Origin of the sequence: Caulobacter sp. BE264 (assembly GCF_031457805.1) — a bacterium.
Taxonomy (GTDB): Bacteria; Pseudomonadota; Alphaproteobacteria; order Caulobacterales; family Caulobacteraceae; genus Caulobacter.
The window spans coordinates 369936-388385 of record NZ_JAVDXI010000002.1 but is presented as its reverse complement, the minus strand read 5'-3'; the positions used below and the strand labels follow the sequence as shown (position 1 = coordinate 388385).

Here is an 18450-nt window from a genome sequence, read left to right as displayed (position 1 = left end):
GCGGGTGCTAGGGCAAGCGGGATCGTGCAGGGCGGCACGATGCCGCCCGGTCGATCAGCAGGCAGACGTTGGAGATCGGAAGGCGGCGGCGCTACGGCGACGGCCTGGAGGGGGCAAACAGCGGTCCAGCCCGGGCGTCATAAGTCAGGGATGTCACTCTCAGCCCTCTCGGTGACGCAGGGAGGCTAGGGCGACCGCGATCAGGCCCAGAGCGAACCAGAGCATAAGCGCCATGACCCAGGTCAGGCTCGAGGCGCCGCCGCTCAGGACGCGCTCCAGCCCCAGATCGCCGCGGAAGACCGCGTGAGCCAACGGTTCAAAGGGAGCGCTGAGGTCGAGGGCCGAAAGTACCACGCAGGCCAAGACCACGCCGCCGGTCCAGCGCAGGGAATGTCTCACAGCCAGGACCACGCCGCTACCCAGCAGATAGGCAGCCGCCACACCGCCTAGCGGAACCAGCCACTGCCAGGCGCTGCTCCCGATCGTCCGCGAACCCGCCGCGAGCGCCAGGAGGTTGAAGAGCAGGACGATGCCGGCGGTCAGGCCCAGGGCCCAGACCGCGCCGGCGCCGACGCCGATCAGGACATGCCTGCGACGCTCGACGGGCATGACCTGGAAGTCGCCGCGACCGAAAAGCCGCGCTTCATTCCAGAGTCTGAAGGGCAGAAGGAACGCCCCTGTGGACAGGAGGAAATTGAGTTCGAGGGGATAGTCTAGGGAGGCGTCGCGGCGCATCAGCAGAGCCAGGGCCAGGATGAGCGTGGGGCTGAGCAGCACGGCCAGGCCGATCAGCTCGGGACGCAGGATACGGCCGACTTTTCTGAGCTGCAGTTGGAGGACGGCGTCCGTGCTGGGCGGTTCGTGGCGGATATTGGCGTTCATGACGTCGCTCCCTGGCGCAACAGATGGACGACAGCGTCGTGGAGATTGAGCGGGGCGATTTCCCTGACCTCGCCGCCGGATTGGGCGATGCGTCCGACGATGTCGGCCTTGTCGCCGCGGATGACCCAGTTGTGCTCGCGACCAAACTGACCGCGATGCAGGACGCCGGGAATGTTGGGCGCGGTCTCCCAGCCTTCGGGACCGCGAATGCGATAGCTTTTCAGGGTCTCGCGCAGGGCGTCGCGCGACATCTGCGCCGTCAGACGCCCCTGCGACAGAACCCCGACCTGATCGGCCAGGGCGTCCAGCTCGTAGATCAGGTGCGTGGACGCCAGAATGGTGCAGCCGGTCTGGGACAGGTGATCCGAGATCAGCTCCAGCACCGTGTCGCGCGCTGCCGGGTCCAGGCCGTCGCTGGGCTCGTCCAGCAGCAATACCGGCGGGCGGTGCGCCAGGGCGGCGACGATCTGCGCGCGCCGCGCCTGCCCTTTGGACAACTGTCCGATCCGTCGCGAGACATCGACGTCGAGGCGCCGACACAGAGCGGCGGCGTACTCAGCGTCCCAGGCCGGAAAGTAGACGGCCAGCTCGGCGAAACAGCGCCCGATGGTCATCCAGCGCGGGCCCATGCCGAAGTCTTCCGGCACATACCCGACGCGAGCACGAACGCGGGCGCCGTGCTGGTCGGCCGTAAGGCCCGCGACCTCGGCCTGGCCGCCGGTCGGCCGCTCCAGGTTCAGCAGAAGGCGCAGCAGGGTGGATTTCCCGGCTCCGTTCTCGCCCGCCAGCATGTAAACGGCGCCTTGGGGGACCAGGAGATCGATATCCGTCAGCGCGGTCGAGCGCCCATAGCGTTTGGACAGGGCGCGGGTCGCGACGGCGAAGCCGCCGTCGCCGCTCGCCGGATCGCGCAAGGGCGGGTCCATGGCGACATGAGGCATGGTCATTTGAGCGGGGCTTTCGAGGCGGCGACCGTACGGATCGCCTGAATGAACTGTTCCGGGTTCAGGCCGAGGCGCGCGGCCTCTACCAGCGAGCGTTGCGCGAGTTCATGGGCCAGTGCTGTGCGATCGTCGTCGATCTGTCGCGCCGATCCGACGAAGGTGCCCTGACCGCGCTGCACATAGGCCAGCCCCTCGCGCTCTAGTTCGCGGTAGGCTTGGGCCACCGTGTTGGGATTGACCTTCAAGTTGGCGGCCAACTGGCGAACGGACGGCAGAGGATCTCCGCTGACCAGCGCGCCAGCGGCCATGCCACGCCGCACCTCGTCCACGATCTGGACGTAGATGGGGCGACTGTCCGAAGGGTTGATGGAGAAATGCAAGGATGGGCGTCCAATTGGTGTACTAATTCACTAGTACACCAATTGGGTGCGGTCAACACCACTTTTGCGCAGCAAGATCCACGATCGCGGTCGAGGAAGCCGATCTCCGTGGCCTTGGTGTACGCCTCCGGGCCGATCCGAATCCGGATCAGATCAGCGTCCGTGCTGACCGTCTTGATAAACTCCCCCCGCTCAGGCGTCGGCTCTTGTCGCCAACGTAGAAGTCGCGCTCGACCCAGCCGTTGTCTTCGATGGCGTCCACGAGGGCACCAAAAACGTCCTCGTTTTCGGTGATCTTGATATCCGACAGCACGTCGTAAGTATCTTCCCGGCGCGTTAGCGGCGAAAGCGAGCCCAGCCTGCTGATCCTAAGCTTCCAGGCCGCGCCAGGCTGGCTGACCGGCGGCGCCTTCGGACTGGAGCCAGTCTTCCAGGCTTGCTTGCCCTCCTGGCGCTTCTGACGGGAGTCAGCCGCTTCCGGCGTCCCGCTCCTCGTACACCCTAGGCTGCCGGGTCAGCGCAGACCTCCCGCACGCGGGCCCGCAGCCAGCGATGGGCGGGGTCAGCCTCCATACGCGGATGCCAGAGCAACGACACCGAGAACTCGGCTACTGGCATGGGCAGGGCGAAGCTGACCAGCCCCTCCCGCAGGCCTTCCGTGTGCCGCTCGGGGACGGTGGCGACCAAGCCTGAGGACCTGGCCAAGGAGATCGCCGTGGCGAACCCTCCCACGATCGTGACGACCTCGCGCACGACACCGTCGCGGGCCAGCGCATCGTCGATCAGGCCCTTGGCCAGCGCATCGCGCGACACGGCCACGTGGCGTTCGGACGCGTAACGCGCCGGCGTCATCGGGCCTGTCGCCAGAGCGTGCCCTAGGCGCACGACGCCGATGTAGCGATCGCGGAACAGCACCTGGGTGCGTAGCTCGGGCCCGGTGTCACCCTCCACCACTCCGGTCTCCAGATCGATCAGGCCGTCGCGGAGCGGCCTGCTGTCCTTGTCGGGCTTCTGGACGAAGCGCAGCTGCATCCCAGGGGCGTCGGTTGCGAGCCGCTCGATCAGCGCCGGTCCGAAAGTCTCCACGAACCCCTCGCTGGTGCGCAGGGTGAAGGCGCGTTTCACCTGCAGGAGATCGAGCGCCTCGACAGGCCGCAGAACGGCCTGGGCGTCCTGAACCAACTGGCCGACATGGTCGCGAAGTGCGATGGCCCGAGGCGTGGGCACGAGCTCGCGTCCGGCCCTCACCAGCAGCGGGTCGCCGGTGACCTCGCGCAAGCGCGCCAGCGCGCGGCTCATGGCGGAGGGGCTGAGCTGCAGGCGCTTGGCGGCCCGCGTGACGCTGCCCTCGGCTAACAGCACGTCCAGCGTCACCAGCAGGTTCAGATCGGGGATCTGCATTTGAGGAGCCTAGCATGCACATCGAGCATGGCGTCAAACGCAATGACTTAGTGAGAACAGTGCGCGTTCCGGCAGGTCAGGGGCGCGACTAGCTTTCCATCAACGCTTCCCAGCGCCTGAAAGGAAAGCCTATGACGCAGAACGCCCTCGAAACCTTCGTCGCTCGCGTCCGAACCTCATGGGGGCCCCTAACCACGGAGGTCGTCGCCGATTGCCACGCCCACCTGGAGGCCCTTCTCCAGGCCGCGCCCACCGAACCTTGGCTGGCATCCTTGATAGAGGACCGTCCCGCCCGGCGGGAGCTCTATCGCGATCCCGACCACGGGTTCGTGCTGCTGGCCCACGCCGAGGACGCCGGCCTCTATCGCAGCCCCCACGACCATGGCCGCAGCTGGGTGCTCTACGGCGTCCAGAGCGGCGATATGGAGATGTGTACCTACGCCCCGATTGAGGCTGAGGATCACGGGGTGCGCCTGGTCCGCCGGGATGCGGCCCAGGTGTTCGCGGGCAAGGCCATGGCTTACCTGCCTGGCGACGTCCACGACACCCGGTGCGTGGCGGGTCCCGCCTTGCTCTTCCGCTTCACCGAGCGCGACCTGACCAAGGAAGACAAGGAAGAGGGCCGGGTCACCCGCTTCGTCGAGCGGGACGGCGTCTGGACGATCCGCGCGTCATGATCTGGACGCTGGGCAAGAGACTGGCGATCGGCTCGGTGCTGGCGGCCCTTGTGCTGGTGGTGCTGGACGCGGCGATCGTCAATGTCGCGCTGCCGACCCTGTCGCGCTCGCTGCATGTGACTGCGGCCGCGTCGGTGCTCGTCGTGACGGCCTACCAGGCCGCCTTGGTGATGGCGCTGCTACCCTGCGCGGCCCTGGGCGAGAGTCTGGGCTATCGGCGGGTGTTCATCGGCGGCTTGGCCCTGTTCACGCTGGCCTCCGGGCTCTGTGCGACCGCGCCGACCTTGAGCTGGCTGGTCGCCGCGCGCTTCGCCCAAGGCCTTGGCGCATCCGCGGTCATGGCCCTGGGCGTGGCCCTGCTGCGGACGGTCGTGCCGCCCGAGAAGCTGGGCGACGCCATCGGCTGGAACGCCCTGGTCATCGCCCTGACTTCGGCCGCCGGCCCTTCAGTCGGGGCGCTAGTCCTTTCCTATACCAGCTGGCCCTGGCTGTTCGCGTTGAACCTGCCGATCGGCGTGCTGGTCCTGGGCGCGGCGTGCGCCCTTCCGGCCAAGCCGGGCTCGTCGCGCGGTTTGGACCTCGTCAGTATCGCGTTGAACATGACCGCCTTCGCGCTACTGATCGCGGGCGCGGAGGCTCTGTCTCGCCAACCGGTCATCGCCGCTATGCTCCTGACCGGTGGGGCGCTCAGCTTCAGGAGCCTGCTCCAGCGCGAGCGGCCCAAGGCCTCGCCGCTCATCCCGCTCGACCTGCTGCAGGCGCCGTCTTTCCGCCTGTCGGTGATCGCCTCGATCTGCTGCTTCACCGGCCAGGCCGCCGGCCTCGTCGCCCTGCCGTTCTACCTGCAGCACGTACTGGGCCTGACGCCCCTAGCGACCGGCCTCTATATCACGCCCTGGTCGCTGATGGTGGCGGTGTCGGCGACCTTCGCTGGCCGGTTGGCGAGCCCGGGCTCGACGGCCTGGCTCTGCGCGGCGGGCTGCGCCCTTCTCTCGGCGGGCTTGTTTGCGGCCTCGGCCTGGCCGCTGGCCGGCGCCCCCGTCACCGTCATGCCGATGGTCATGCTGTGCGGGCTGGGCTTCGGCCTCTTCCAAGTCACCAACAACCGCAACATGTTCCTGTCCGCCCCGCAGGCCCGCAGCGGCGCCGCCGGCGGACTGCAGGGCATGGCCCGCCTGACCGGCCAGACGACCGGCGTGCTCGTCATGACCCTGCTGTTCAACGCCGCGCCGGTCGAGATCGCGCCAAGGATCGGCCTGGCCGTCGGTGCGGTCCTGACCCTGGCCGCCGGCCTGCTCAGCACCCTGCATTCACCCAGATCGCGCCCGCGCCCGGCCTGAAGGAGACGACCATGAACAATGTTCTCGTCATCGCCGTCCTCCTGGCCTCGGCCATGCTCAGCGGCTGCGCGACTCACGCCGGTCCCCAGGCGGTCAATGAGGTCAGTCGGTTCCAGCGCCTGGAGCCGGGCCACACCACCAAGCAACAGGTCTTCGAAAGCTTCGGCCAGCCCCACATGGCGGTGATCGCCGACCCGACGGGCGAAACCTTGTGGCGCTACTTCCAGGTCAATGCGCGCACGAACCCTTCGGGCCTCATCCCCTATGTCGGGCTGGCCATCGGCGGCAAGGACCTGACCTTCACCCAAGCCGACTTCCATTTCGACTGCGATGGCAAATTGAGTAAGATCGAACGGCTGGCGGGCGCCAAGTATCGCAACCAGTGGGTGGGGCTCGCGGACGCGGTCGTGCCGAACCCCTACGCGGCCTCGGTGGAGGTGGAGATGCGGGCTTCCGGCCTGGTCTTCGACAAGGTCGCCGCCCGCCGCGCCGCCGCGTGGGCCGACGCCGTGGACTAGCCGCCCGACCCGATCGCCGAACGTCTAGAGCTCACGACCTGACTGCGTCAGGCCGTGAGCTCTAATCTTTTGTTTGGCCCATTTTTCTTCACGCGAACCGGAACCACTTCGCTCGAAAAATGCTCTAGTTCTCGGAGGCATCCAGATGACCGCTATTGGCGCAGCGCCGTGGCCCCGGCTCCTACAGCCCCAGCTTCGCCGCGATCGCCGACCAGGGCACCAGCTTGAAGTTCTGGGTCTGGGGCGGAGAGATGTTGCGGCCGTCTTGGGCGACGAAGGCGCCGAACTCCAGGCCTGCGCCGAGCGAGGCGCTGGTGACGTCCAGGCCGTCGGTCTCCGAGATCCCGTCGATGCCGGTCTCTCCGTCGGCGCCGACCGTAAAGCTGCCGACATAGGCGTTGTCGCCCTCGCGGCGGAACACGGCGTAGGTGTTGTCGCCCTGGCTGGACAGGACCAGATAGCCCTTGCCCTTGGGCTGCTTGTAGAGGCCGATCCCTTCCAGGTCGGCCTTCAGCGCGGGCATGTCGGCGATGCGGGCGATCGCCTTGCGGGCGGTTCCGGCGCTGGCGTCGGCGCCCAGCTTCCAGAGCGCTGCGTCCTCTTCGGCGACATAGAGCGCGCCGGTCTCGTCGTCGGCGACGCAGCCCTCGGTCTGGGTGCCGAACTTGACGTCGCGCACCGGCCTGGCGGCGACCTTGCCGGACTTGGTGGCGGTCAGGCTGTACTGCCGCACCAGACCGTCGGGATCGCTGACGAACACCGAGACCCGGCCCTTGCGGTCTTTGTAGAGGCACAGGCCGTAGGGATCGGAAAGGCCGCTGGCCTGGACGCCGTCGGCGACATTGGTCAGCAGGCGGTTCTTGGGATCCAGCGTGTAGAGCGCGATCGCGCGGCGGGTGCGATCGCTGGCGGCGACAAGGGTCACCGTCTCGCCGCCCAGCTTGAAGCCGTCGCGCAGGTCGACATTGTTCATCTTGCCGTCGGGCAGGTACTGTAGCGGCTTGCCGGCAAGGTCATAGACCAGAAGGCCGCCCTTCTTGTCGGTGGCGATAATGACGCTCTGGGCCGGGTCGGTGGGGTGAACCCAGATCGCCGGATCGTCGGCGGCGTCGCCGTCGTTGCTGACCGGCTGGGTCTCCATGGTCGGGCGCACGAGCGCCAGCTGCTTCGGGGGATGAGCTCCGCCAGCCTGGCCTAGCGGCAAGTTCAGGGCCTTGGCGACCTCAGCCCAGCTGACGACCTTGACGTCAGGGTCCTTGTTGGCGTCGTCGGCGAGCAGCAGGACGCCGCCGGCGAACGCGGTCCCGATCGGCGCGCGGGTCGCGAACAGGCCGGCGGCCTCCTCGATCGCGGGACCGTCGCCGCCGAGCCGGAACGCGCCAATCCAGCGATCCTGCGCGTTGCGGTCATAGACATTGTAGTCGCCTGCGCCGGTATTGGCGGCGATCAGGAAGCTGGCGGACGGGCCGCCGTCGACCAGGGCGAGGCCGCCGACCTCGCTGGCGATGCGGCCCAGGCGATTGATGTCGACAATGACCGGGATCGGCTCGGCCTCGGGATCGGCGTCGTAGCGCCAGACGCCGACGTCCTGCTGGGCGACGTACAGCGCGCCCGTCTTGTCGTCGGCGACGCAGAACTTGGCTTCCGACGACAGGCGGAGGCGGCGCACGACGCGGCCGTCCAGCTTTCCATCCGCCAGGGGGTAGAGCAGCCACTGATCGAGCTCACCGCTGCGGCCCATCGCATAGGCGTAGAGCGCGTTATCGCGCGCGCTGCGATAGAGGCACAGGCCCTCGCCCGAGAAGCCGAGCTTGATCTCGCGGGCGTCGACCGGCGTCACGGCGCCGCTGGCGTTGTCGCGGGCGAACAGGCGCAAGCGGCCAGCCTGGCTGTCGAGGGCGGCGATCAGCGTGCGCTGCTGGTCGGCGCGCGCGTCGACCGCCTGGATCTCGCCGCCCGGAACCGCCATCAGCGCTTGGCCGTCGAGGCCGAAGAACTGAAGACCGCCCAGCTCGCCGCTGGCGACGATCACACCGCCGTCAGGACGCTTGGCGTCGGGAATGAAGACCACGCCATTCGCGCCGCCCTGCGCCAACGGGGCCGTGGCGCGGCTGATGGGCGCCGAGGGGGGTGGAGCGGGGCTTTGGGCGGCGGCGGCGGACGCCAGGTTCAGGGCCAGCAGGCTGCCGGCCAGCATAAGTCGGTGCATCACGTCCTCGCCGCGCGCCGTCCCGTAGGGACGAATGACAGGTCTCGCGGCTTTAGACGCAGTGCATGTCGTTTCTGTAACAGCCCGCTGTATTCAAACTGCCATTAAAGTGCGGTCGCTCCGTCACGTGACTGTCGTCTCACCGTGATCCCCCGCCGCTAACACGCCCCCTCAAGGAGCGTCGCCATGACGCCAAACGGGGGTACCCATGTTCAACCGCTCGAAAGTGGCGCTTATGCGTCGCGCTAGTCTTCTGGCGATCTCGGTCGTTGCGATCTCGGGCGTCGCTCAGGCGGCGGACAACACGACCGGCGCGACCGAAGAAGCGAACGCCGTCAGCAACGTGGTCGTCACCGCCCGTCGCCCGCTGGCCGAGAGCCAGGCTGCGGCGATGCAGATCCAGAAGGCTTCGGACTCCCTGATCAGCGTCCTGTCGGCCGACGCCATCGGCGACCTGCCGGACCAGAACATCGCCTTCGCGGTGGGCCGTCTGCCGGGCGTGGCGATCGAGCGCGACCAGGGGCAGGCCCGTTACGTGAACCTGCGCGGCGCGCCGGTCTACTGGACCACGCTGTCGTTCGACGGCCTGAGCGTCGTCAGCCCCGAAGGCCGCGCGTCCCGCTTCGACAACATCCCCTCGGCGATCGCCAGCCTGATCACGGTCGAGAAGGCCATCGTCCCGTCGATGCCGGGCGACACGGTCGCGGGCAATGTCGACATCCGCACCCGTCGCGCCTTTGACTACAAGGGCCAGAAGATCACCGGCAAGCTGGGCGTTGGCCGCGTGAAGCTGGGCGGCGGCGACGAGCTGGACAGCAATCTCGTCTATTCGAACGTGTTCGGCGACAAGCTGGGGATCGTGGCCCAAGCCTCGTACTATTCGCGCGAAATGGCGACCGACAACTGGGAAACGGATCCCTATCTGTCGAACACGGTCGATCCGAACAAGCACTTCGCGCGCGAGCATGAGAACAAGCACTACCGCCTGACCCGTCGCAACATGTCGGCCTCGGTCCGCGCCGACTACAAGTTCGACGACAACAACTCGATCTTCGTCAGCACGATCAACACCTATTACAATGACGACGAGCTGCGCGATAACTTCATTTTCCGCCTGGATCAGGGCACGGACGCGGCCGGTAACGGCTACACCAGCGCCGCCTATATCAACGGCAATGACCCAACCTCCGGCACGGTCTACGGCGCGCGCATCAACGCCCGCATCGACTACCGCAACACCAAGGAAGGCATGTCCACAAACACGGTGGGCGGCGAGCACAAGTGGGGCAAGCTGGGTGCGTCTTGGCGCCTGAACTACACCTACACTCAGGACGGCCGTGACACCCCGGTGACGATGGCCTTCCAGAGCCCGTCGACCTTCTCGCTACGTCCGACCGTCGAGTACGACTTCCGCAACGGCGACGTGAACACCGTGCGCCTGTTCCAGACGGGCGGCACGACGACGGCGCGCACCAAGGGCGCTCAGGTCACCAATATCGAGGACTTCCAGTTTCCGCTGACCAGCGCCGGCATGCTCAAGGGCGGCGACTTCACCGGCGCCTACACGGCCAAGGCGGACTTCGACTACGAGAGCGAACTGTTCGGTCGCGAGACCAAGTTCGAGTTCGGCGGTCTGTGGACCTCGCGCACCAAGAAGTCGCGTGAAAGCAGCTTCACCCGCGCCTATTCGGGCTCGGGCGTGCCGACCTGGGGGCAATACGCCACCAACATCGACTATCTGGGCAGCCAGAACCTGAACTACAGCTTCCGCTACACCAACAAGGAGGGGACGACGCAGTTCGTCGACCAGTTGGTGAAGTCGGGTCAGGCGAGCAAGAACGACACCCGGGCTAACTACTGGCGCGTGGGCGAGACGATCACCGCCGGCTATGCGATGGCCACCACGCGTTTCGATTGGGGTAGCCTCGTCTACGGCGCGCGCGTCGAGCACATCGAAAACGAAGGCCAAGCCTTTGTCGGTTCAAGCCTGATCAAGGTGTCGAGCGACGACACGCTGTATTATCCGAGCGCGCACCTGAACTGGAACCTGCGCGAAGACCTGAAGCTGCGTGTCGGCCTGACGACCTCGGCCTCGCGCGCCGACTTCGACGATCTGCGCCCGAACTACACCTTCAGCGACTCCAACCAGACGGTTTCGGGCGGCAACCCCTACGCCAAGCCCGAGCGCCAGGTCGGTCTGGACACCTACCTGGAATGGTACGCCGGTCGCGAGACGTTCCTCTCGGCGGGCGTGTTCTACAAGGACCTGAAGGACGTCCTGGTGCAGACCTCGCGCGTGTTTGGCGAAACCACCCTGAACAGCGGCGGCGTCGACCGTTCGGGCTATGCCTACACGGGCATTGGCAACGCCGGCGAAGGTCACATCAAGGGCTTTGAAGTCTTCTTCTCGGGCACGGCGGAAACGTTCGTCCAGTCGCGCGACCTGCCGGCCTGGCTGGGCGGCTTCGGGACCCGTCTGTCGGGCGCCTGGACCTCGTCGGAAGTGACCCTGCCGTCGGTCGGCGGCGTGCCGGCCCGCACCATCTCGGTGCTAGGCGCCTCGGACGCCGTCTACAACGTCCAGGCCATCTACGAAAAGTACGGCCTGACCATGCGTCTGGCCTACCAGTACCGCACGCCGTGGGGGCAGTCGGTGGGCTCCTACCGCGTCGTCAACGGCGCTGTGGTTCCCTCGGACAACGGCGACATCTTCTGGGATAGCGACGAGGAGCTGGACTTCTCGGCCCGCTACCAGGTCAACAGCAACATCGAAGTGTTCTTCGACGCCAGCAACCTGACCAACGCCGGCGCCCGTCGCTACGGCGACCAGAGCCGCTACCCGATCGAGTACGAGAAGTTCGGCCCGCGCTACGTCGCCGGCGTGCGCTTCAACTTCTAGACCTTGCGACGCTCCCGCCCGCCCGTGGTCCACAGGGCGGGCGGGAGCAGTGCCGCCGACGCTGCGGCGCGGCCCGGCGATCCCGGATTTCGTGCCGGTTTCCCTGGCGTTCGGCGCTGGCGCGCGTTAGCAGGGCGCCCATGATCCGCCTCGACAACATCTCCAAGCAAAACGGCCACCAGATCCTGTTCATCGAAGCTTCGATGGGCGTTCAGAAGGGCGAGAAGGTCGGCCTGGTCGGCCCCAACGGCGCGGGCAAGACCACCCTGTTCCGCATGATCACCGGCCAGGAGCAGCCCGACGACGGCATCGTCTCGATCGATGCCGGGATGCGGATCGGCTATTTCAGCCAGGACGTCGGCGAGATGTCTGGTCAGAGCGCGGTCGCCGCCGTCATGGACGGCGTCGGCCCCGTCAGCGCGCTCGCCGCCGAGATGGCCACGCTGGAGGCGGCCATGGTCGATCCGGACCAGGTCGACCAGCTGGACACCGTCATGGAGCGCTATGGAGAGGTGCTGGAGCGGTTCCAGGAACTGGACGGCTATGCGCTGGAGGCCCGCGCCCGCGAGGTGCTGGCCGGCCTCAGCTTCAGCCAGGAGCGCATGGACGCCGACGTCGGCCTGTTGTCCGGCGGCTGGAAGATGCGCGTGGCTCTCGCCCGCATCCTCTTGATGCGGCCCGACGGCATGCTGCTGGACGAACCGTCCAACCACCTGGATCTGGAAAGCCTGATCTGGCTGGAGTCGTTCCTCAAGACCTATGACGGCGCGCTGCTGATGACCTCGCACGACCGCGCGTTCATGAACCGCATCATCGGCAAGGTGATCGAGATCGACGCTGGCCAGCTGATCACCTACTCGGGCGACCTTGATTTCTACGACCAGCAGCGGGCGCTGAGCGAGGCCCAGCGCCAGGCGCAGTACGAGCGCCAGCAGGCCATGCTGGCCAAGGAGATCAAGTTCATCGAGAAGTTCAAGGCGCGCGCCTCGCACGCCGCCCAGGTGCAGAGCCGGGTCAAGAAGCTCGACAAGATCGAGCGGGTCGAGGCCCCGCGTCGTCGCCAGACCGTGCAGTTCGAGTTCCAGACCCCGCCGCGCTCGGGCGAGGACGTGATCAGCCTGCGCGGCGTCCACAAGGGCTATGGCGAGCGGCCGATCTATCAGGATCTCGACTTCCTGGTCCGTCGCAAGGAGCGCTGGGCCGTGCTGGGCGCCAACGGCGCGGGCAAGTCGACCCTGCTGAAGCTGGTGGCCGGCGACACGAAGCCCGACCAGGGCGTCGTCAACATCGGGGCTAGCGTCAAGATGGGCTACTTCGCCCAGCACTCCATGGATCTTCTGGACGGCGAAGAAACCATCTTCGAGTCGCTGGAACGCTCTTTCCCGCAGGCGGGGCAGGGGGCTCTGCGGACCCTGGCCGGCTGTTTCGGCTTCTCGGGCGACGACGTCGAAAAGCCCTGCCGCGTGCTGTCGGGCGGCGAGAAGGCGCGTCTGGTCATGGCCAAGATGCTGTTCGATCCGCCGAACCTGCTCGTGCTCGACGAACCGACCAACCACCTCGACATGGTGACCAAGGAGATGCTGGTGGCGTCCTTGGCCGACTTCGAGGGGACCATGCTGTTCGTCTCGCACGACCGCCACTTCCTGGCCGCTCTGTCGAACCGGGTGCTGGAGCTGACGCCTGAGGGGATCCATCAGTATGGCGGCGGCTACACTGAGTATGTCGCGCGGACGGGGCAGGAAGCGCCTGGGCTGCACCCGGGCGGTTAGGCCGTTCCGTTCGGTCTAGTTCGCCGGAGGCCTCGGCTTCGCAGAATTGTGTTTGAGCGCGGGGGGCGAGGTGCGACCTCTCCGTGCCCTTTCGCACTCGACACCGCCGCCCACGCCAGGGGCGGGGTCCTGCTGCGTAACGCCCTGAGCAGTCGCGAAGCCGTCATGTAATCGGTTACGGATGAGAAATATGTCGCAATAGCGACGTTCTTCGTCGCCAGCCAAGCCGCGAAACGTTCGTCGAGTTCGCCGGCAGGTTGCCTCATTTATCATAAAAATATGCTCAAAAAGTCGCTTGAAAAAAGATTGCTAGCGCTGTCAATTGGCCATTGCAGCTATCCGAGACCAATGTTACCGCTAACTAGTGTTCTCTGCTTCGAGTCTGGACTCGGGTGGCGAAACGGGAAGAGCGCTCCGGAAATGCTTCCGGCTCGCAACAAAAACAGCGCCCCAGAGAGGGCTTAATTAGGGGGAATGGCTATGAAGCGGCTTCGTCGCTTGCATGCGTCTGCCTCGTGCGTCGCTATTACAGCGGCCATGTTCGCCAGCCCGGTGCTGGCCCAGCAGGCTCAAAACACCACCGTTGATGAAGTGATCGTCACGGGCATCCGCGCTTCGCTCGAGCGGTCGATCGAGATCAAGCGGACCAATTCGGGCGTCGTCGACGCCATCTCCGCCGAAGACATGGGCAAGTTCCCGGACACCAACCTCGCGGAATCCCTGCAGCGGATCACGGGCGTGTCGATCGACCGGACCAACGGCGAAGGCTCGCAGGTCACGGTTCGCGGCTTCGGCGGCGGCTTCAACCTCGTCACCCTGAACGGCCGCACCATGCCGACGGCCAACGTCGCCACGGTCGGTGGCGACCAGTCGTCGGACACCGCCGGCGGCACCAGCCGTTCGTTCGACTTCTCGAACCTCGCCTCGGAAGGCGTCACCACGCTGGAAGTCTACAAGACGGGCCGCGCGGCGGTTCCGTCGGGCGGCATCGGCGCGGCCATCAACGTCAAGACCCGCCGCCCGCTGGAAGGCAAGCCGGGCCTGACGGGCAGCATCGGCGTCAAGGCCGTCTACGACCAGAGCATGGACCAGAAGGTCGACGAGGGCGGCAGCAAGATCACGCCGGAAGTCTCGGGCCTGCTGAACTGGGCGGATGACAGCGACACCTTCGGTATCGCCCTGTTCGGCGCCTACCAGAAGCGTGACTTCACCAGCCGTAGCGTGACGTCGAACGACTGGAACATCCGGACCTATGCGGATTTCATCAATCCGGCCAACGGCTTCGTCCGCAACGGCGGGGCCACCCAGATCACCGGCGCGCCGTCCAGCGGTTCGACCCTGGTCGCCATCCCGAACGACAGCCGCTACCACTTCTCGCAAGGCGAGCGTGAGCGGATCAACGGTCAGCTGACGGCGCAGTACCGCCCGACCGAGAACCTGACGATCACGGCCGACGCCCTGTACGCCGTGAACAAGTCGTTCGAACGCCGCAACGACAGCACCAACTGGTTCAACCGTCCGTTCGACAAGGTCACGTTCGACAACAATCCCGTCGTTGCGACCGCCGTGCTGCTGCAAGAGCAGCTCAGCGGCACCAAGGACATGGGCTTCGAGCAGCAGTACCGCAGCAACGAAGACACCCTTGAGTCCTATGGTCTGAGCGCCGAATGGGATCTGTCCGACCGCCTGCGCGTCAAGCTGGACGGTCATATGTCGAAGGCCGACTCCGGTCCGCACTCGTCGAACGGCACCAGCTCGACGACGGTCTCGATCGGCGCGCCGATCGTCTCGTCGCACTCGGTCGACTACAGCGGCAAGGTTCCGGTCCAGTCGATCACGATCAACGACGCCGCTCCGCGTGGCAACGGCAACAACGCTCTGGACGCCGGTGACCTGGGCAGCCAGGTGGCCCGCACCTGGACGAACAGCCAGCAGCACGAGATCAAGGAAATCCGCGCCGACGTCACCTATGACCTCGACGACAACGGCAGCCGCTTCGACTTCGGTTTCAACTACCGCACGTCGAAGATGGTCCAGGCGGGCAGCTCGACCCAGCAGGACCTGGGCAGCTGGGGTATCTCGAACCCGCGCGACGTGGCGCAATACGCGCCGGGTCTGGTCAAGGCCTTCTGCATGGCCTGCCAGTTCAACGAGTTCGACCTGAAGCAAAGCGGCGCTGGTCTGGTGTCGTTCCGCGCTGACGCGATCGACCTCTACAACGCGATGTCCAAGGCGTATGTCGCCCGCGGCAACGCGGTGGGGATCACCGGTCAGGCCAACAACCGCGTCGACGAAGACATCCTGGCCGGTTACGCCCAGGTGACCTGGAAGTCGGAACTTGGCGGCATGCCGGCCACTCTGGTGACGGGCGTCCGCTATGAGGAAACCGAAGTCACCTCGACCTCGCTGGTGCGCACGCCCAGCGCGATCGTCTGGACGGCGGACAACGACTTCCGTCTCGACACTGCGGCCACCTACGCGCCGCTGGCCGGCGAGGGCAAGTACTCGAACCTGCTGCCGGCCCTGGATTTCAGCCTCGACCTGCGTGAAAACCTCGTTGGTCGCTTCTCGTTCAGCCGCACGATCGCGCGTCCGGACTACGGCAACCTGTTCGCCGCTCAGACGGCGGGCACGCCCAACCGTCCGGTGGCCAACGGCGCCATTCCGCTGGGCACCAGCGGCAACCCGGACCTCGAGCCGCTGATCTCGGACAACTTCGACGTCTCGCTCGAGTGGTACTATAAGCCCAGCAGCTACATCACGGCCGGCTTCTTCGAGAAGCGCGTGAACAACTTCGTGGGCACCGGCACCGTTTCGCAGAACCTGTTCGGCCTGCGTGACGTCAGCTCCGGCGCGGCGGGCACCCGTTCGGGCACCGCCAAGGCGATCCTGACGGCCATCGGCGCCGACCAGACCGACGTGAACCTGTTCACGATGACGGCGCTGCTGCAGACCACCGGTTCTTCGGCGGCGGCTCAGGCCCAGTTCCAGGCCAACCGTGGCGTCTCGGGCGACCTGAACCAGGCTTTCGTGGACCAGATCCTGGCGGCGGTCGATATCTCGCCCAACAGCACCGATCCGCTGTTCAACTTCCAGGTCTCCAAGCCGATCAACAACAAGACCGGCAAGATCCACGGCTTCGAAATCGCGGCGCAGCACTTCTTCGGCGACACCGGCTTTGGTGTGTCGGGGGCCTACACGATGGTGCGCGGCGATGTGAGCTTCGACAACGGCGCGAGCCCGTCGCAAGATCAGTTCGCTCTGCTGGGTCTGTCGGACACGGCCAACGCGACCCTGATCTACGACAAGAACGGGATCTCGGCGCGGATCGCCTACAACTGGCGTGACAAGTACCTGCACGCCACCAACCGTGGCGGCTCGCGGAACCCGGTCTACACCGCGCCGTTCGGTCAGCTGGACATCAGCGTCAGCTACGACGTGACGCCGAAGCTGGCGATCTCCCTGGAAGGCATCAACCTGACCAAGGAAAGCCTGCGGACCTACGCTCGCGATGAGAACCAGCTGTGGTTCGCTCAAGAGCTGGATCGCCGCATCCTACTGGGCGCGCGCTACCGCTTCTAGTCGGAAGTCCTAGAGGCAAGGATGGGGTCGCCGCTTGCGGCGGCCCCTTTCTTCCTTTGAAGTAAGCGTATCCAGGGTGGGTAGGCGTCCATGAAACGAGTGCTTCTCAACAACGTTGATCACGCCGATCTGCGGGTGATCGCCGGCCACGGCGTCGCTTATGGCGACGGCGTCAACCAGACCCTGCTGCTGCCAACCGAGTTCGAAGCGGCGCAGCGCGAATATCCCATTCTGATCCGCAAGGACGCCGCAGACGCCTATCAGGCCGTCGCGCTTCTTGGGCTTGATCGGGACGAGAACCTTTTCCTCGACGAGGCTGGCTGGAACGCGCGCTACATTCCCGCCGTACAGCGCCGTGGCCCCTTCTCGATCGCCCTGCAGCGGGACGAGCGGGGCGGCGAGCCCCGTCCCATGATCCATGTCGATCTCGACCATCCGCGCATCAGCGCCCAGGGCGAGCCACTGTTCCTGTCGGCCGGGGGCAATTCGCCGTATCTGCAGTCGGTCAGCCAGACCTTGGGCCAGATCCACGACGGCCTGGAGATCGCCGGCCCGATGTTCGCAGCCTTCGAGCAGTACGGGCTGATCGAGCCCATCGATATCGAGATCAAGCTGGACGACAATACCAGCTACGCCGTTCCGGACGTCTATTCCATCGCGCCGGATCGATTGAGCGCCCTGAGCGGCGAGGCCCTCGAGCGCCTGCATCAGTCCGGACTCTTGCGCGCCGCGCAGTGGATCGTCTCTTCGATGGGCAATATCGAGGATCTGATCGCGCGAAAGAACCGTCGCCGGGCCAGCCTGGCATGACCGCGCTGACGGCGCGACGGACGCTCGAAGCCACGGTGGCGACGCCGGGCGAGATCCCGTTCGACGCCGTTCTCGCAGGGCAAACGCCGATGCTGTTCAAGGGCCTCGTGCGCGACTGGCCCATTGTCCAGGCCGGGCTTCGGTCGCCCCAGGTCGCTCGGGACTACATCAGAGGCCATGATCGTGGCGTCGGCGTCGTCGGCTACACCGGGGCCCCGGCGATCCAGGGCCGGTTCTTCTATGACGAGACACTGACCGGCTTGAACTTCCGGGCCGAACGCGCGCCGCTGGACGACTTCCTGCGCCGGATTGAAGCGGTCGAGGGTCAGGCGGACGCGCCGTCGATCTACATCGGCTCCACCGATCTGGACGCCTATTTCCCAAGCCTGAAGGCCGAGAACGACCTGGGCCTGGGGGCGGAGGTTTACGGCCCGCAGCCGCCCATGGCGGGCATTTGGCTGGGCAACCGTACGGTGGCGTCAGCCCACTACGACATGTCCAACAACATCGCCGTCTGCGCGGTGGGACGCCGGCGGTTCACGCTGTTTCCGCCGGACCAGGTGGCCAACCTCTATCCCGGCCCGCTGGAGCCGACGCCGGGCGGCCAGGTCGTCAGCATGGTCGACTTCGAGAACCCGGACTTCGATCGTCATCCCCTGTTTCGTGAGGCGTTGGCCAGCGCGCAGGTCGCCGAGATGGAGCCAGGCGATGTGCTCGTCTACCCCGCGCTATGGTGGCACCAGGTCGAGGCCCTGGCCGAGTTCAACGTGCTGATGAACTACTGGTGGAACACCACGCCTGCCTATGTGGACACGCCGATGACCACGCTGATGCACGGCCTGCTCAGCCTGCGCGACAGGCCAGATTTCGAGAAGCAGGGCTGGAAGGCCCTGTTCGACTACTACGTGTTCGGCCCCAGTGAGCGGGCCGGCGCACATCTGCCCGAGACGGCGCGCGGACCGCTGGGACCGCTCGACGACCTCAAGGCCCGACGCCTGCGCGCCTGGCTGCTCGACAGACTGAACCGATAGACTAGCCA

At 66.3% G+C, this 18450-nt stretch carries 14 protein-coding genes; 8 read left to right on the top strand and 6 right to left on the bottom strand.

Annotated elements, in window-relative coordinates:
* Nucleotides 1-159: 159 nt before the first annotated feature.
* From J2X45_RS07140 to J2X45_RS07120, 5 genes are all read right to left on the bottom strand, one after another.
* The gene (locus J2X45_RS07140) at nucleotides 160-882 is read right to left on the bottom strand and encodes a hypothetical protein (protein ID WP_310213083.1); all 723 of its coding nucleotides are present in this window, start codon (nucleotides 880-882) and stop codon (nucleotides 160-162) included.
* Nucleotides 879-1829, bottom strand: coding sequence for an ABC transporter ATP-binding protein (locus J2X45_RS07135; protein WP_310213081.1), 951 nt, complete (start codon nucleotides 1827-1829; stop codon nucleotides 879-881). The genes J2X45_RS07140 and J2X45_RS07135 overlap by 4 nt, the downstream gene beginning before the upstream one ends.
* Nucleotides 1826-2206 carry a GntR family transcriptional regulator gene (locus tag J2X45_RS07130; RefSeq protein ID WP_310213078.1) on the bottom strand — a complete coding sequence of 127 codons (381 nt, stop codon included), beginning with the start codon at nucleotides 2204-2206 and terminating at the stop codon, nucleotides 1826-1828. The genes J2X45_RS07135 and J2X45_RS07130 overlap by 4 nt, the downstream gene beginning before the upstream one ends.
* A gap of 148 nt (nucleotides 2207-2354) precedes the next feature.
* On the bottom strand, nucleotides 2355-2519 hold the full coding sequence (locus J2X45_RS07125; RefSeq protein WP_310213075.1) for a hypothetical protein: 165 nt from the start codon (nucleotides 2517-2519) through the stop codon (nucleotides 2355-2357).
* 188 nt (nucleotides 2520-2707) lie between these two features.
* Nucleotides 2708-3607 (bottom strand): LysR family transcriptional regulator, encoded by a 900-nt coding sequence (locus J2X45_RS07120; protein ID WP_310213073.1) that lies wholly within the window; start codon nucleotides 3605-3607, stop codon nucleotides 2708-2710.
* A 131-nt stretch (nucleotides 3608-3738) separates the two neighbouring features.
* Between J2X45_RS07120 and J2X45_RS07115 the strand changes: the two genes are divergently transcribed.
* From J2X45_RS07115 to J2X45_RS07105, 3 genes are read left to right on the top strand one after another with little or no spacing between them, the layout of a single operon-like run.
* Nucleotides 3739-4284, top strand: coding sequence for a hypothetical protein (locus J2X45_RS07115; RefSeq protein WP_310213070.1), 546 nt, complete (start codon nucleotides 3739-3741; stop codon nucleotides 4282-4284).
* Entirely contained in the window at nucleotides 4281-5624 is a 1344-nt protein-coding gene (locus J2X45_RS07110) for an MFS transporter (protein ID WP_310213067.1), read from the top strand. Before J2X45_RS07115 ends, J2X45_RS07110 begins: the two co-directional genes overlap by 4 nt.
* An 11-nt stretch (nucleotides 5625-5635) precedes the next feature.
* Nucleotides 5636-6142 (top strand): hypothetical protein, encoded by a 507-nt coding sequence (locus J2X45_RS07105; protein WP_310213065.1) that lies wholly within the window; start codon nucleotides 5636-5638, stop codon nucleotides 6140-6142.
* A gap of 181 nt (nucleotides 6143-6323) precedes the next feature.
* Here J2X45_RS07105 and J2X45_RS07100 read toward each other — a convergent pair whose 3' ends face one another.
* On the bottom strand, nucleotides 6324-8351 hold the full coding sequence (locus J2X45_RS07100; RefSeq protein WP_310213062.1) for a phytase: 2028 nt from the start codon (nucleotides 8349-8351) through the stop codon (nucleotides 6324-6326).
* Between the two features lie 208 nt (nucleotides 8352-8559).
* Between J2X45_RS07100 and J2X45_RS07095 the strand changes: the two genes are divergently transcribed.
* The 5 genes from J2X45_RS07095 to J2X45_RS07075 all read left to right on the top strand — a co-directional run bounded on the left by J2X45_RS07095 (nucleotide 8560) and on the right by J2X45_RS07075 (nucleotide 18442).
* Entirely contained in the window at nucleotides 8560-11250 is a 2691-nt protein-coding gene (locus tag J2X45_RS07095; protein ID WP_310213059.1) for a TonB-dependent receptor, read from the top strand.
* A gap of 140 nt (nucleotides 11251-11390) precedes the next feature.
* On the top strand, nucleotides 11391-13019 hold the full coding sequence (locus tag J2X45_RS07090; RefSeq protein ID WP_310213056.1) for an ABC-F family ATP-binding cassette domain-containing protein: 1629 nt from the start codon (nucleotides 11391-11393) through the stop codon (nucleotides 13017-13019).
* 474 nt (nucleotides 13020-13493) lie between these two features.
* Entirely contained in the window at nucleotides 13494-16601 is a 3108-nt protein-coding gene (locus J2X45_RS07085) for a TonB-dependent receptor (RefSeq protein ID WP_310213054.1), read from the top strand.
* Nucleotides 16602-16691: 90 nt separating this feature from the next.
* On the top strand, nucleotides 16692-17411 hold the full coding sequence (locus J2X45_RS07080) for a SapC family protein (RefSeq protein WP_310213051.1): 720 nt from the start codon (nucleotides 16692-16694) through the stop codon (nucleotides 17409-17411).
* Entirely contained in the window at nucleotides 17336-18442 is a 1107-nt protein-coding gene (locus J2X45_RS07075; protein WP_310213049.1) for a cupin-like domain-containing protein, read from the top strand. Before J2X45_RS07080 ends, J2X45_RS07075 begins: the two co-directional genes overlap by 76 nt.
* The last annotated feature ends 8 nt before the right edge of the window (nucleotides 18443-18450 follow it).

What these genes read in the sequence shown, in the direction of transcription:
- J2X45_RS07120 (WP_310213073.1), bottom strand. Translation starts at nt 3,607, where the DNA reads ATGCAGATCCCCGATCTGAACCTGCTGGTGACGCTGGACGTGCTGTTA.
- J2X45_RS07095 (WP_310213059.1), top strand. Translation starts at nt 8,560, where the DNA reads ATGTTCAACCGCTCGAAAGTGGCGCTTATGCGTCGCGCTAGTCTTCTG.
- J2X45_RS07135 (WP_310213081.1), bottom strand. Translation starts at nt 1,829, where the DNA reads ATGACCATGCCTCATGTCGCCATGGACCCGCCCTTGCGCGATCCGGCG.
- J2X45_RS07100 (WP_310213062.1), bottom strand. Translation starts at nt 8,351, where the DNA reads ATGCACCGACTTATGCTGGCCGGCAGCCTGCTGGCCCTGAACCTGGCG.
- J2X45_RS07090 (WP_310213056.1), top strand. Translation starts at nt 11,391, where the DNA reads ATGATCCGCCTCGACAACATCTCCAAGCAAAACGGCCACCAGATCCTG.
- J2X45_RS07140 (WP_310213083.1), bottom strand. Translation starts at nt 882, where the DNA reads ATGAACGCCAATATCCGCCACGAACCGCCCAGCACGGACGCCGTCCTC.
- J2X45_RS07115 (WP_310213070.1), top strand. Translation starts at nt 3,739, where the DNA reads ATGACGCAGAACGCCCTCGAAACCTTCGTCGCTCGCGTCCGAACCTCA.
- J2X45_RS07110 (WP_310213067.1), top strand. Translation starts at nt 4,281, where the DNA reads ATGATCTGGACGCTGGGCAAGAGACTGGCGATCGGCTCGGTGCTGGCG.
- J2X45_RS07085 (WP_310213054.1), top strand. Translation starts at nt 13,494, where the DNA reads ATGGCTATGAAGCGGCTTCGTCGCTTGCATGCGTCTGCCTCGTGCGTC.
- J2X45_RS07105 (WP_310213065.1), top strand. Translation starts at nt 5,636, where the DNA reads ATGAACAATGTTCTCGTCATCGCCGTCCTCCTGGCCTCGGCCATGCTC.
- J2X45_RS07080 (WP_310213051.1), top strand. Translation starts at nt 16,692, where the DNA reads ATGAAACGAGTGCTTCTCAACAACGTTGATCACGCCGATCTGCGGGTG.